The 13,444-nt window shown below is 48.4% G+C and carries 14 protein-coding genes; 6 read left to right on the top strand and 8 right to left on the bottom strand.

From position 1 onward, the window contains the following. Positions 1–6: 6 nt before the first annotated feature. Positions 7–840, bottom strand: coding sequence for a transporter substrate-binding domain-containing protein (locus CRO57_RS01675; protein WP_210200725.1), 834 nt, complete (start codon positions 838–840; stop codon positions 7–9). A 187-nt stretch (positions 841–1,027) separates the two neighbouring features. Between CRO57_RS01675 and CRO57_RS01670 the strand changes: the two genes are divergently transcribed. Beyond that, the gene (locus tag CRO57_RS01670) at positions 1,028–1,702 is read left to right on the top strand and encodes a TetR family transcriptional regulator C-terminal domain-containing protein (protein ID WP_170955906.1); all 675 of its coding nucleotides are present in this window, start codon (positions 1,028–1,030) and stop codon (positions 1,700–1,702) included. A gap of 217 nt (positions 1,703–1,919) precedes the next feature. Here CRO57_RS01670 and CRO57_RS01665 read toward each other — a convergent pair whose 3' ends face one another. Further along, positions 1,920–2,585 carry a lysozyme inhibitor LprI family protein gene (locus tag CRO57_RS01665; protein WP_097151668.1) on the bottom strand — a complete coding sequence of 222 codons (666 nt, stop codon included), beginning with the start codon at positions 2,583–2,585 and terminating at the stop codon, positions 1,920–1,922. A 341-nt stretch (positions 2,586–2,926) separates the two neighbouring features. Here CRO57_RS01665 and CRO57_RS01660 point away from each other — a divergent pair, with 341 nt between their 5' ends. The 5 genes from CRO57_RS01660 (at position 2,927) to CRO57_RS01640 (ending at position 7,240) form a co-directional block, all read left to right on the top strand. Beyond that, positions 2,927–3,487: a YeeE/YedE thiosulfate transporter family protein gene (locus tag CRO57_RS01660; protein ID WP_097151667.1), complete on the top strand. Its 561-nt coding sequence runs from the start codon at positions 2,927–2,929 to the stop codon at positions 3,485–3,487. A 4-nt stretch (positions 3,488–3,491) separates the two neighbouring features. After that, a complete protein-coding gene (locus CRO57_RS01655) occupies positions 3,492–4,076 on the top strand; it encodes a YeeE/YedE thiosulfate transporter family protein (protein WP_097151666.1) in 585 nt (194 codons plus the stop codon). Between the two features lie 438 nt (positions 4,077–4,514). Further along, positions 4,515–5,405: a fructose bisphosphate aldolase gene (locus CRO57_RS01650; RefSeq protein WP_097151665.1), complete on the top strand. Its 891-nt coding sequence runs from the start codon at positions 4,515–4,517 to the stop codon at positions 5,403–5,405. Positions 5,406–6,096: 691 nt separating this feature from the next. Further along, positions 6,097–6,336, top strand: coding sequence for a hypothetical protein (locus CRO57_RS01645; RefSeq protein WP_097151664.1), 240 nt, complete (start codon positions 6,097–6,099; stop codon positions 6,334–6,336). 241 nt (positions 6,337–6,577) lie between these two features. Beyond that, on the top strand, positions 6,578–7,240 hold the full coding sequence (locus tag CRO57_RS01640; RefSeq protein WP_097151663.1) for a trimeric intracellular cation channel family protein: 663 nt from the start codon (positions 6,578–6,580) through the stop codon (positions 7,238–7,240). A 23-nt stretch (positions 7,241–7,263) separates the two neighbouring features. Here CRO57_RS01640 and CRO57_RS01635 read toward each other — a convergent pair whose 3' ends face one another. From CRO57_RS01635 to fabI, 6 genes are all read right to left on the bottom strand, one after another. Then, on the bottom strand, positions 7,264–7,860 hold the full coding sequence (locus CRO57_RS01635; RefSeq protein ID WP_097151662.1) for a GNAT family N-acetyltransferase: 597 nt from the start codon (positions 7,858–7,860) through the stop codon (positions 7,264–7,266). 329 nt (positions 7,861–8,189) lie between these two features. Then, on the bottom strand, positions 8,190–9,293 hold the full coding sequence (ribB, locus tag CRO57_RS01625) for a 3,4-dihydroxy-2-butanone-4-phosphate synthase (RefSeq protein WP_097151660.1): 1,104 nt from the start codon (positions 9,291–9,293) through the stop codon (positions 8,190–8,192). Positions 9,294–9,366: 73 nt separating this feature from the next. Further along, complete coding sequence (gene aroC, locus CRO57_RS01620) at positions 9,367–10,458, bottom strand: chorismate synthase (RefSeq protein ID WP_097151659.1); 1,092 nt, start codon at positions 10,456–10,458, stop codon at positions 9,367–9,369. A gap of 297 nt (positions 10,459–10,755) precedes the next feature. Beyond that, complete coding sequence (locus tag CRO57_RS01615; protein ID WP_141401153.1) at positions 10,756–11,232, bottom strand: hypothetical protein; 477 nt, start codon at positions 11,230–11,232, stop codon at positions 10,756–10,758. 460 nt (positions 11,233–11,692) lie between these two features. After that, positions 11,693–12,277, bottom strand: a complete 585-nt coding sequence (locus CRO57_RS01610) for a histidine phosphatase family protein (RefSeq protein ID WP_097151657.1) — start codon at positions 12,275–12,277, stop codon at positions 11,693–11,695. Between the two features lie 158 nt (positions 12,278–12,435). Continuing rightward, positions 12,436–13,254: an enoyl-ACP reductase FabI gene (gene fabI, locus CRO57_RS01605; protein WP_097151656.1), complete on the bottom strand. Its 819-nt coding sequence runs from the start codon at positions 13,252–13,254 to the stop codon at positions 12,436–12,438. Positions 13,255–13,444 lie beyond the last annotated feature (190 nt).

The following is a 13,444-nucleotide window of genomic DNA, read 5'->3' as shown; positions in this document are numbered from 1 at the left end:
TTGCACTTATTTCGCTTTAGTGGACACGAGATCTGCGCCAAACCACTTGATCGACAAGGCTTTCAGTGTTCCATCCGCTCGCATTTCTTCGACTATGGCACCTGTTTTTTGTGAGAATTCCTTGTCACCTTTTGCAACGACCACAGCCAATGGTTCGAAGAAAACCGGTTCTCCGAGAATACGCAGAGGATAATTGTTCTTGATCGCTTCATGAATGTTTGGAACCGACGAAATGCCGGCATCCAAACGTACACCATCGCCAAGTCGCAAATCATCCATTGCATTGGTATCGGTTTCATATGTACGGATCTCGCCTGGTTCGACGAGATAGTCAAAAGGCGGAGAATAGGCCTCATCCAGCTTTAAGGTTTTATTGAGATAGCTTTCATAGGTGGATCCGGCGCTGGCACCTATCTTCTTGCCATTGAGGTCTTTCAAGGATTCGTAAGATGCTTTTTGGTGAACATAAAATGCTGCTGGTGTGAAATAGTAGACGGCCGGAAAATCGAGCACTTGCGCCCGAGCAGGGGTCGGGGTCATGGATCCGATAGCCATCTGCCAACGCCCCCCCCATTTTCCTGACGTGATGGCTTCCCAAGCCGGATTGATGAATGTTGCCTGAACTCCCAAGCGCTTGGCCAGTTCTTTGGCTACATCTACATCGAAACCATCAAATTTTCCTTCGGAATTGAGATAAGACGCTGGCGGATATTCGGAATTAGTGGCCACAATCATGGTTTTATCAGCCATGACCTTGTCCAAAACCTCGCCCGCTTGTGCGAATGATGTGAAGGCAATCACAGCCGTAAGCCCCAAAGCACATTTCGTCCAATTCATCATTATTCTTCCTCCCAAACAATTGGATTTCATCTCCCGCTTCAGACCCTATGAAAGAAAAAGAGCATTGGCAAGATTTATTTTACAAGCGTATAATAACTCATCTTGATCTGAGAGTTTGTTTAAGGTTGCAATGTGGATGGAGGTTGGTAATTTGAGGGAGTTCGCAGAGCAGTTAGAGAGAAAAATCTTGCCACCCAAAGCAAAGCAGACCCCCAAATATTCGCGTCTGGAAGCGGAAGTCAGACGTGAGAGGCTGATTTTGGCGACGATTGAATCTGTTGGGGAAGTTGGTTATTCTGCAACCACGGTACGTGAAATCTGCCGCCGTGCAGAGGTTTCACCTGGACTGCTTCGGTTCCATTTTTCCGGTAAAGCCGAACTCATATTGCATGCCTACGAGCGCCTCCTGAATGACTTTATTGCCGGGATCATTGAAATCGTTCGGCACGAGGACAGTGAACCGAGAGTGAGGCTGGCGGCTTTTGTTGAAGCCTGCTTTGATCCGTCGGGACATTCAGAGAACCGGCTGGCAATGATGCTGGCCTTTTGGAGTGAGCTGCGCCAAAATCCGAACATTCGCGGTCCTGCAGCCGAGATGTTTTCGTCTTACCGCAGTGAATTGATCGAAGTCATCAAAGAGGTAGCCTTGATCGAAGGGAATGCAGATGAAGTTGATGCAAGCCTTGTTGCCATCAGCCTCACCTCTCTGGTCGATGGTTTGTGGCTTGAAAGAAGCGTGAATCCCGAAGGTTTCTCATTGGAAGATGCAAGATTGGCTTGCTACGGGTTGTTGGATGGATTTTTGTTCTGCGGAACCAATGAGCAATGGTTGCAGGAACGCGCTGCAGGCCGAAATATCTGATATGACCGTTGAGTATCCAATCAGTCTCGGGCTTTGGATCAATCGGTTTGCCAACAAAATCCAGATGATGAGCTCAGTTTTGGCTCTTACCTGAAAACGCATGGCCATGAGATGCTCAACCCTACAATCACCAAAGCGCCCGAGGATTGGTCGGGCGCTTTCTCGCAGATTTTGGAAGATCGGTCGCAACGACCCTCCCGGTCAGATGTTGATTTGATCATTTTTTACAAACAAGGCCAAATTTGGACCGATCCATAATGAAATTGGCCTTGTTAGGTCCAAACCAGATACCAGCCTGGCTCCCATTCTCACTTTCACCAAGATATTGGCGGGTTTCACCGCTTACTTTTCCGGTCTCGGCCATGAACCATTCTTTATAGCCTTTATCCATTTCACGACCCGCAGCAACAAACTTACCAAATGCGGTACGGCCTGTGGTGAATGTGACAGGAAAAGTGGTTTTATCACTTTCACATTGCCAATCCTCACTTTTGGTACGGCCCGGGCGGAACTTTGCCTCCAGATAAGCAAGGCGCGCATTATAAGTCTGCATCAGGCATTTGATTTTGGTGAATGATTTGCTGCAACGATCACGACGTTTCAGCCAAGCGGTTTGACTATCATCCAGTTTCAGACCAGGAGCATCCTTGCGAGGTGAGCGGGCAGCATGAGCCAGCAGTCCCTCCATCTCGGTATGACGAGCCAGAAGGTCCTTGTTATCACAAATACTACGCTCGACCACAACGCTTGAATTCTTGCAATCCAGCGTTTCTCCAACTTCTGCTGCCTGAACGCCGCCTGTCAGAGTGCATATAACCATCACACCAACAAGGGATGCGATTGAAGACAGAAATGGGACTTTAAACTGAATACGAATCTTCACGAGCTGGTCTCTCTTCAATGGTTCGCCATATTACGATCTTTGAGTTTCAACCTATTTGGTACATTGCCTGTCTTCTTTGACTTTTGCCAAAGAGAGACATTTTTTGTTTGCCAGCATCAGATTTTCAATCCTGCAAAAATCGTCGATATCACGATTTATCAGTTTGAATAATTCTTTAAAATATATATATTCGAATATTCTAAATTATATTTTCTTCCCGATATTCCCTTTGTGCAAATGCCGCAAAGCGGGAAGATTTCATAGAACCCAGAGATGAGAATACGCAATTTACATTGTTTTTCTCTGTACTTAGCTCTGTTACACAGATCGGGAGACACGACATGATCCTGAATTGGAGATCAGGCGGCATATTGCTCGGTGCCGTCTTTTTCTTGGCCGTATTGCTGGTAAAGCCCATCGGAGTTTCGACCCAGTTTGTTATTTTCGATGGCATCCTTTGGGACGCAATCAATCCTGACATTGTTGTGTTAGATGAGAATGCAAAGAAGGGTTATTCCAGCCCGAACGCTTATCTCAACAAGAGTGGCGGCAAATATGCCAAGAATGTTGCCAATCCGCTTAACTACAGCTTTGTCTTTGTCATTGCCATGATTGCAGGTGCCGCTATCTCAGGCCTGATGCGTGGGGGTGTGAGCAAGGAAGAAAAGCAGATGCCTGAAGTCTGGCGCAAGAATTTTGGCGACAGCACTGTCAAGCGCTATGCAGCCGCTTTCTTTGCTGGTTTCATTGTTCTGTTTGGAGCTAGATTGGCCGGTGGCTGTACCTCTGGCCATATGATGTCAGGCATGATGCAAACTTCTATCTCAGGCTATATCTTCACCGCAGGCGCCTTTCTCGCCGCCTTCCCCATTGCTCTTATGATGTTCAAAAAAGGACGTTAGTCAGATGTCCCTATCCGTTATTCTTGCCATTGTCATTGGCGGCGCATTCGGCTTCACCCTTGATCGCGTTGGAGCGACCAATCCCGGCTTCATCATTCGTATGCTGAACCTGACCAATCTGCACTTGATGAAAACCATCATGCTGGCGATTGGCACTGCTTCGCTTCTGATGTTTGGCGGCTTGCTGCTTGGCCTGGTAGACCCGGGTCATATGTCCGTCAAGACTGCCTATAGCGGTGTCTTTGTGGGTGGCCTGCTGCTGGGTGCAGGATTTGCCATTTCCGGCTTTTGTCCGGGCACCTCTCTGACTGCGGCAGCAACTGGCCGCAAGGATGCTTTATTTTTCATTCTTGGCGGTCTCTTTGGTGCTGCTGCTTATATGGGTGTCTATGCTGGCATAAAAGCCACAGGTCTTCTGGACAAGATTGCAGGTGGCAAATCCACCCTTGGCCCTGTTGGTGGTACAAAATATCCATCGGTCATAGATGGTATGTCTGGTGAGTTGATCGGCATTCTACTTGGTGTAGTCTTCATCGCCGTAGCTATGGTGGCACCTGCTCATGTATTTGGCAGCAAGGATCATAGCTAGAGCGCTTTCCTGAAAAGTTGCAACACTTATTGGATATAAATTCGCTCTGAAATGTTTGATTTTCCATCTGCCTGACGATTGATCAGCCCGGCATTGCCGGGCTTTTCTCTTTTTCAGGTTTCTCTTGTCACGGTTCAGGGCCTTTCTCGCTCCGGCGATCCTGTTGGCTCTGATTATCCTGTCTCTTCGAGACTTCAAAAATCTCGAAAGTGGCAGAAACCCGCCTTTTCCACCAGCTTTCTGCTTTAAACCTAGGCCTAAGGGATAAAATTTACGTTCTTGGCAAATGGGTCTTTCCCTGGAGATAGAAAAAGTGTTTAAAGAGGCACGCAGCGCGGACCGATCTTGTGGCAAAAGCCCACGGTCCAACGTTTGGGGTAGACAAGCATAAGAGTGCTGCGGGCTTGTCCTTTATTTTATGCTAGAGGTAGCGCTGAAATGGCAAATTCAGAGCAGATGAAACGGATCACCGACGACAATGGCTTTATTGCAGCTTTGGACCAATCTGGTGGTTCCACTCCAAAAGCCCTGGGCTTGTATGGTGTGACTGCTGACCAGTTCTCCAACGACGAAGAAATGTTTGCTCTGATGCATGCCATGCGCACTCGCATCATGACCTCGCCCTCCTTCACCGGTGAGCGTGTAGTAGGCGCCATCCTGTTCGAACGCACCATGGACGAAAGCGTTGCTGGCAAGGCTTCCGCTGACTATCTGTGGGAAGAAAAAGGCGTTGTTCCTTTCCTGAAAGTGGACAAGGGTCTGGAAGCTGAAGAAGATGGCGTTCAGATGATGAAGCCAATGCCTGAACTCGATGTCACTCTGGACAAAGCTGTAAAAGCTAACATCTTTGGCACCAAGATGCGTTCCGTGATCAACAAAGCATCTGCAACCGGTGTTGCAGCCATTGTTGAGCAACAATTCACCGTCGGCAAGCAAATTCTGGCCAAAGGCCTGGTTCCAATCATCGAGCCGGAAGTGAACATCAATGCTACTGATAAAGCCGAGATCGAAGATCTGCTCGTAGCAGAGTTACTGAAGCAACTGGATGCTCTTGAAGATAGTCAGAAAGTTATGCTGAAACTGACCCTGCCAGAGAAAACCGGCCTGTTTGATGCGCTGGTCGCTCACAAAGCATGTGCACGCGTTGTGGCTCTGTCTGGTGGTTATAATCGCGAAGAAGCTTGCAAGCGTCTATCCGACAACAAAGGTGTTATCGCTTCCTTCTCTCGCGCTCTGACCGAAGGCCTGAATGCCTCTCAATCTGACGACGAGTTCAATGGCGCTCTGGATGCTTCCATCGAAACAATCTATCAGGCTTCCAAAGCTTGAATTTGATCAGCATCTGATCTCATCAATTTGAAAGAACCGGGTCACAATTGTGGTCCGGTTTCTTTTTTGCTCAGATTTCACGACCAAAGCTCCACCCGCATTTCCTGACTATGAACGACAGGAACATTGGCAAAAACTTGCGATACAAGCCTCCTTCGCCAGTTGAATCAAAAACAGCAACTCGCTCAGAAACAGTCTTTTGCGCATGATCGCCTCCCTTGTTGGTGCCAGGTGATTCATAACGAACAAAGGTGGCAAATTGATGCCTTTTTGTCGTAATTCAGTCAGAAATTGTATCAAACTGTATCAATATGATTATTTTCAATGTCAGATACTTCTCTATTTTCTATGAGGTATTGTCGGGTAATTTGGATCAGTACAACTCAAACATGGTTGAGTGATTGGATAGAATTGATTTGATCTATTTAAACTTTCAAAACACAAATCAGGATCATAAAAAGAACAAATTATGACAAAGCAGAACTTTCATTTTCTGACACAGAACAAAGAGAGAATTAGCCGGTTTTTTTCCCTTTGAAATGTAACCATTTTTCGGTTTGCCGCCATGCTGCAAGACATTGTTAAGATTTTTGTGCAAGGCAGATTTCCCTGCGATCATTCATGACCAGTGTTGCTCAATCCTGACCTGCATTTTAAGCCTTCATTAACCATAAATTGGCACCTTGGGAGCATGCTTGATTTGCCTTTCCATCGTGTGGTTTTTCGCCTTCTTGGCATAAGCTTGTTACTGACTGGCTGTAGTTCTGTTCAGACAATTCAGTGCACATACAGCCTTTCAAAAGATGGAGGAATATACGAGCACTGCCCTGGAAAGCCAGCTCATTTCCTGCGCTATATGGGTGCGGAGGAAGACTATATCGAACTGGCAGAAGATCTGGGCATGGACGGATATGTGGTACCAGCACACTGAAGCACCCCTCACAATTGTTGAATCGCGAGTAGTGTTTTAACTCTTTGATTTGAAGCGAGTTCTTATCCGAAAAATGCTCCAACTTTTCTGGAACACGCTGTAGGGTTCCGGCACCACTAATCAAGCTCATTCTGCGAGAGCACTGAATCCTGTACCCAGGCTTTATCTCTAGACAATTGCTCCAATAATCTGCCAAGCTCACATTTACCACAGAATTTCAACGTCTTACAAAGGTCTTGCCATGGATGCTCCTTCTTTTTCCATTGTGCTTGATAATGCCCTCACAGTTTTCACCTATGCAGGCTTGATCGTATTTGCCATGTCGGGAGGCATACGAGCCAAACAGGCTGATATGGATATATTTGGGGTGGTTACAGTCGGGTTTGTCACCGCTGCCGGTGGGGGAACATTACGCGATCTCCTGATCGGCATAAGCCCGGTCAACTGGGTTTCCGATCCATGGCCGCTGGCAATTATTCTTCCCTCCAGTCTTCTGGCACTGACTGTCAAACATATGGGCTTTTCTCAAAGAGCCGTTTTGAACTGGATTGACGCCGTGGGCATGGCCACTTTTTGTGTCGCAGGAGCAGGTGTCGCACTGGCAGCCAACATTCACCCGTTGATGGCCATTATGATGGGCGTCATTACGGCCACATTCGGTGGGCTGCTGCGTGATATTCTTTGTAATGTGGTTCCCTTCGTTCTGCGACAGGAAATCTATGCCACCGCAGCATTGCTTGGCGCAGGTCTATATGTCGGGCTGTTGAAGCTTGGACTGGACCCCGCTCTCAGTGCGCTGATTGGCATGAGTGCAGCTCTACTGATGCGAGGCGTTGCTCTTCATTTCAAGTTGCATGTCAAACCTGACGATAGCAACACCTCGCATTTTCCCGGAAGCAAATAGCCAATCCCCCTAGCCTTTCTCAACTAGAGAAGCTGGCGCCTCATTTGCATTTTGCTTGGAAGAAAGCCCATTGCTTCATAGAAGGCACGTGCGGGGCTGTTGAAATCATAGACATTCAGAGACATTTCCCTTGCACCATGCCCTTTGGCCCATTGGCAGGCAGAATTACACAGAGCTCTTGCCACTCCCATTCTACGAGTATTCTGATCAACGACCAGATTATCCAGTTCAAACAGGACCCGCGCCGGGAAGATGGCATTGGGAGCCAGAGTTTGCAGAAACACACTGGCAAGCCCTAAAAGCTTGGACGATGCTGCCTCGGTCACTTGTTCAGGTTGACCATCTCGTTTCTGAGCCACCAGCAAAGTCTGGTCGTGGCGATTGATCAGGCACTCGATATAGTCTTCTGTGCGGGCAGGTTCATCCAATTTGATCACAGGGAAATGCACAGGATCCTGAAGATGGTGGTAGGCGTCCAGCTGATGCCAGAGACGATTTAACTCATCGAAATCATCCATGGTGGCAGGGCGTACATCAAAAACTGGCCGAGTCGCTTGTAACGGCAAAACCGCAATATCAGATATATCTGATGTTTCAGGTTTGAGAGGAAGGATAGACATTGGAACTCCGCATTCTGGCCAAGAGGCCTTTTACAGGTCGGAGATCCTTTGCAAACTGTTGAGACCACCGAACCCGGTGGTCTTTTCGCAAGCGCGACAAATCCACCCATCTATGAAGATGAGTAAAAATAAAAGTTGCTGGCGATGATCAGTTGGTTTTTCATAAATCCATCCATAAAGCGCAATTATTTCTTGGTCAAGACCGGATCTCGGAAAGCGATGAAATGGGCAATGAAAATCGAGCGTTTATTCAAGCAAAACCCCGCCTGGATTTCTCCAGGCAGGGTTTTGTTCAAGCTGTCAAACTTGTATCTGTGCTCTTTTCCGACCTAGATGATCTCGGTGCCGGAGATTTCCAGACCAAAGCCTTCCAGACCCACATAGTGACGCTCTTTGGAAGCGAGTAGACGAATGGAACCAATCCCCAGTTCTGCCAAAATCTGCGCCCCCAGACCAATATCACGCCATTCCTCTTCACGAGATTTGGCGCTTTCATGCTCTTCATTCTCAGCCGCTTCCAAGCTCTCACGCGGGCGCATTGGCGTGCCGACCACGCCAGGAGACCCATCACGCAAATAGACAATCACACCGCGCTCTTTGGAAAATTTCTCGGCGATCGAGTCGATTGAAGTATCGCCAAAGACATCATTGAGAACATTTTCCTGATGCAGGCGCACCGGGATATCCTTGCCATCGCGAATATCGCCATAGATGATGACCAGATGCTGCATAGCATCGAATGGAGCCTTGAAGGTTACTGCTTTCGCCTTGCCAAACTTTGTCTGGACCTCAAATTCATCCATCTTTTCGATCAGCCGTTCATTGCGCTGACGATACGCAATCAGATCAGCAACGGAGACCTGTTTCAGGCCATATTCCTCAGCAAATGCCTCCACTTGGGGACCACGCTTGACCGTTCCATCATCATTGACCAATTCGGAAATCACACCAACAGGTGGCAGGCCGGCAAGCTTGCAAAGGTCAACAGCGGCTTCGGTATGACCAGAGCGCACCAACACGCCACCATCTTTGGCAACCAGCGGGAAAATATGTCCCGGACGGACAAAGTCCGCTGCACCTGCATTTGGATTGGCCAAACCACGTACAGTAGTACAGCGCTCCTCTGCAGAAATACCTGTGGTAGTGCCGTGCTTGTAATCAACCGAGATGGTAAATGCAGTAGACAATGGTGCATTGTTGGACGCTACCATCGGATCCAGATGCAAACGGGCAGCATCTTCACCAGTCATCGGAGCGCATACGATACCAGAGGTATGGCGCACGATGAATGCCATCTGCTCGGGGGTAACCTTGGTCGCAGCAACAATCAGATCGCCTTCATTTTCACGGTCATCGTCATCAGTCACAACAACCATTTCGCCCTTTTCAAATGCCCGAATGGCGTCGGCTACCCGTTCCATATCTGTGATCATCAGATCCTGTCCCTTTTCCCGTCCTGGTGCTTGGCACCAGTCATTGTCTTTATTTCTGATTTGCTTGACTTGGTCAGCCGCCCTGCTGAGCTCTGTGCAGCAGAGTATGATCCGCAAGCACACACGCCATCATAGCCTCACCGACCGGAATGGCACGAATGCCGACACAAGGGTCATGACGCCCTTTGGTCATCACATCCACTTCCTCTCCCGAGCGCGTAATGGATCTTCGAGGTGTCAGGATGGATGATGTGGGTTTGACCGCAAACCGCACAACAACATCTTCCCCTGAAGAAATGCCACCGAGAACTCCTCCCGCATTGTTGGAGCCAAAGACCGGCTTACCATCGGGGCCCATGCGCATTTCATCGGCATTTTCCTCACCAGTCAGACAAGCAGCTTCAAAACCGTTACCAATTTCGACACCCTTGACGGCATTGATTGACATCATGGCAGAGGCAAGATCTTGATCCAGTTTTGCATAAATTGGCGCGCCCAGACCAGCTGGTACATTCGAAGCCACAACCTCTATCACCGCACCAATGGAGGAACCTTTCTTGCGAATATCCTCCAGATAATCAGCCCACAGGCTGGCTGCTTCCTTATCCGGGCAGAAGAAGGGATTGTTGTTCACTTCATTCCAATCCCAGTTCGCGCGATTGATCTTGTGTGGTCCCATTTGCACAAGAGCACCACGAATTATGATATCTGGAACGACTTTGCGAGCAATCGCACCCGCCGCCACCCGCATGGCAGTTTCACGCGCAGAAGAACGTCCCCCACCGCGATAGTCACGAATGCCATATTTTTCATCATAGGTGTAGTCGGCATGGCCAGGACGATAGCGCTCCGCGATGTCGCCATAATCCTTAGAGCGCTGATCGGTATTCTGGATCATCAAACCAATAGAGGTACCAGTTGTAACCTGATCCCCGGTTTCGGGATCTTCAAAAACACCAGATAGAATGGAAATCTGATCGGGTTCACGCCTCTGAGTGGTAAATTTTGACTGACCCGGGCGGCGGCGATCCAGATCTTTCTGGATCTCTTCCGCGGTAATAGCAATACGGGACGGGCACCCATCCACTACGCATCCAATAGCGGGACCATGGCTCTCGCCCCAAGTTGTGACGCGGAAAAGATGGCCAAATGAATTATGCGACATCGTCGGAAATACTTCTTGGTCTGGCGGGCCTGATCGGATGCCCTGCCATGGTTAAGGATTCATCAATAGCGGTTTTAAAGAGCCTGCAAGCAAAGGTCAAACAGACAGATCTTCAACCATAGCACCATCGCCAGATTTTCGCAGCAACCAGACACCATCCGTGATCAGAGAGGTTTTTGACAACCAAGGTACCCTGCTGGAGCATTTTGAATGAATATCATGTCATTCAAATACTCCAACCATTGTTCCCGAACATATTCTTGCCCGAAAACCCTGCAAGCTTTTAGGGAACATGCTCTAGTTCTGGGGGTTCCAGTATTTGCTTGGCATTTTGCGCGTCGCATAGTTACGCCGCTCCAATCCTGGAGGATGGCATTTACGTGTGACTTTCATTTTCCAGTCTCGTGCACCATTCACTCCATCATAGATGGTTACATATACCTGCTTGCCTTGGGAGAATAACTCATAAGTCCGATAGATATGCTGGTTCTGCACAGACGAGCGCAGCGACAGACGTTCATAAAGCATGACATGGCGGCCATTCTTCTGGCTCAATGTCTCATAGCTCCACTGGTTTTGTAACTTGCCCCGTTGCCCGGATCCCAGACGAAACACCACTCTGCTATCAGGAAAGCGGCCATCAATACGGTCAACCTGACTGGATTGCATGTTAAACCGATAGTCTACGCCTCTACTTTCGGAACCACCCTCGCAAACCAGCGTGCGATTGGCCAGGTTCTGGGCCAACTGAAACGAGGCTGCTGGCTGTGTCATCGCCAAAGCCAGATTGCAAGAAAGAAAAGCTATTGCTCCAAATCGTATTGGTCCGTTTGCTGTATTCATTACACCCATTGCACCCATACCCTACGACCTAATACCATGTTAGCGGTCCAGATCGTTTTTGCTCCCTCGAGATCTGCTTTCACATAATCTCTGTGATTGTGCTGATATCATCACGTTACTCATTTCAATCATGCACATCTATATCATCAGATAATCGCCGAGCGATCCGGGTCCTGCCGTTGCCAACGTCGCTGGCGAAGACTTTAAACCCAATCCCTCACATTCATTATGTAACAAATGAAGATTGCGACTTCGTCAGCTTTGGATGCCTGTTTTTAGGCATAATTGACGCAAATTTTAGCTAAATTTTCAAAGCGCTGGGTAAGCTGGTCTTTTTGCTTTAATGGGAAATATTTTTAGGGAGCGCAAACAAGTTTCTGTTGCACAGATCTTATAGCCAATGGGCTTTTTCACCATCCCAATGATAAACAACATCCTGAGGTGTCTTCAATTTTCCTGCTTGCTGGCCAGACAAATCTTCCAGAATGAAACGCAAACAGCGCATGACGCCACCATGAGAGACGATCAGGCACGGCCCGGATTGTTCTTCAAGCCAGCCTCGCACCCGCTCTGCGAGAGTGGCATAACTCTCACCATTAGGCGGTACCATTGTCCATTTGGTGTTTTCCCGCTGATCGAGTTGATCAGGATACAAAGTCCGAAGCTCCGGCAAGGTTACCCCTTCCCAATCGCCAAAACTAAGTTCCATCAGACGTTCTTCATACTCGACATCCGGGCGTTCAAAACCACTGGCCTGAAGCATTAGCTCAAATGTCTCGCGGGTTCTGCAAAGTGGACTGACGAAGACAGAGATGCCCTTCAGACTTTCCAGATGTTGCGCCAGAGCATGACCATTTCTGGTTGCTTGCATTTTTCCGGTTTCATTTAGGGGAATATCCTGACGCCCCTGAAATCTGAGTTCTCTATTCCAGTCCGTCTCACCGTGGCGAAGGAAATAAATCGGAAATGAACGCATTTTCGGTCTGTCCGCCACAGGATGTCACTGTTCGCCATTTTTGGTGCGGGAGTATAGCTTTGCTCCGCCCTTCATTTAGGGAACAAAAAAGGCCCAGCGTCAATCAAGAACGCCGGGCCTTTCAAATTGATTGTGGGCAAGGTCAGATCCAGTCTGGATCAGTCCTTGTTCACCGAAATATCCGGCGCATCCACGGCTTTCATGCCAACACAATGATAACCAGAATCCACGTGATGGATTTCACCAGTTACACCGCGAGAATAGTCCGAGAGGAAATAAACGGCAGAATCACCAACTTCATCAATGGTTACGGTTCGGCGAAGCGGAGAGTTATACTCATTCCATTTCAGAATATACCTGAAATCACCGATACCAGATGCCGCCAAGGTCTTGATGGGGCCTGCGGAGATCGCATTGACGCGGATATTCTGTTTTCCAAGATCTTCAGCCATATAGCGAACGGAAGTTTCCAGAGCAGATTTTGCCACCCCCATAACATTATAATGAGGCATGACTTTCTCGGCACCATAATAGGTAAGGGTCAGCATCGAGCCACCATCCGTCATCAGCTTTTCTGCACGCTGGGCAATCGCTGTGAAGGAATAACAAGATATGAACATGGATTGCGCAAAGTTTTCGGCGCTGGTGTCCACATACCGACCGGTCAATTCTTCCTTGTCGGAATAGGCTACGCAATGAACAACAAAGTCCAGTTTGCCCCATTCCTTCTCAATATTGGCAAAAACTGTATCAATCGAATCTGCATCCGTTACATCGCAGTGACCGGCAACGAAAGCACCCAATTTGTCAGCCAGAGGCTCAACGCGCTTCTTTAATGCTTCCCCCTGATAGGTGAACGCCAGTTCAGCGCCAGCATCGGCACATGCCTGGGCAATTCCCCAAGCAATTGAGCGTGTGTTTGCAACACCCATGACCAGGCCGCGTTTGCCCTTCATCAATTGAGGCTTGTCAGACATCGAATCCCTCTTCTTGCGTCGCGCTAGAGCGCTGAATGATTTCTTTCAGCCTGCGCTGACTGCTTAATTGTCAGAATATCAGGTCATGCCAGCCCAATTCTTGGCTTATTGATCAAGCCAAACCGGCAGCAGACACTCTTCTTGCTGATAATATTTCGCCTTTATCCAACAGAAGCGATAGCAATTGCAA

The sequence above is a fragment of the Cohaesibacter gelatinilyticus genome (assembly GCF_900215605.1).
GTDB classification, from domain to species: Bacteria; Pseudomonadota; Alphaproteobacteria; order Rhizobiales; family Cohaesibacteraceae; genus Cohaesibacter; species Cohaesibacter gelatinilyticus.
Note: the sequence above shows the minus strand (reverse complement) of the source record. Positions and strands in the feature narration are given on the sequence as shown.

Bases quoted from the DNA above. Each gene is read 5' to 3' on its own strand.
- ribB (WP_097151660.1), bottom strand. From the start codon at position 9,293: ATGATCACAGATATGGAACGGGTAGCCGACGCCATTCGGGCATTTGAA.
- CRO57_RS01640 (WP_097151663.1), top strand. From the start codon at position 6,578: ATGGATGCTCCTTCTTTTTCCATTGTGCTTGATAATGCCCTCACAGTT.
- CRO57_RS01635 (WP_097151662.1), bottom strand. From the start codon at position 7,860: ATGTCTATCCTTCCTCTCAAACCTGAAACATCAGATATATCTGATATT.
- aroC (WP_097151659.1), bottom strand. From the start codon at position 10,458: ATGTCGCATAATTCATTTGGCCATCTTTTCCGCGTCACAACTTGGGGC.
- CRO57_RS01645 (WP_097151664.1), top strand. From the start codon at position 6,097: ATGCTTGATTTGCCTTTCCATCGTGTGGTTTTTCGCCTTCTTGGCATA.
- CRO57_RS01675 (WP_210200725.1), bottom strand. From the start codon at position 840: ATGATGAATTGGACGAAATGTGCTTTGGGGCTTACGGCTGTGATTGCC.
- CRO57_RS01655 (WP_097151666.1), top strand. From the start codon at position 3,492: ATGTCCCTATCCGTTATTCTTGCCATTGTCATTGGCGGCGCATTCGGC.
- CRO57_RS01610 (WP_097151657.1), bottom strand. From the start codon at position 12,277: ATGCGTTCATTTCCGATTTATTTCCTTCGCCACGGTGAGACGGACTGG.
- CRO57_RS01615 (WP_141401153.1), bottom strand. From the start codon at position 11,232: ATGACACAGCCAGCAGCCTCGTTTCAGTTGGCCCAGAACCTGGCCAAT.
- CRO57_RS01660 (WP_097151667.1), top strand. From the start codon at position 2,927: ATGATCCTGAATTGGAGATCAGGCGGCATATTGCTCGGTGCCGTCTTT.
- fabI (WP_097151656.1), bottom strand. From the start codon at position 13,254: ATGTCTGACAAGCCTCAATTGATGAAGGGCAAACGCGGCCTGGTCATG.
- CRO57_RS01650 (WP_097151665.1), top strand. From the start codon at position 4,515: ATGGCAAATTCAGAGCAGATGAAACGGATCACCGACGACAATGGCTTT.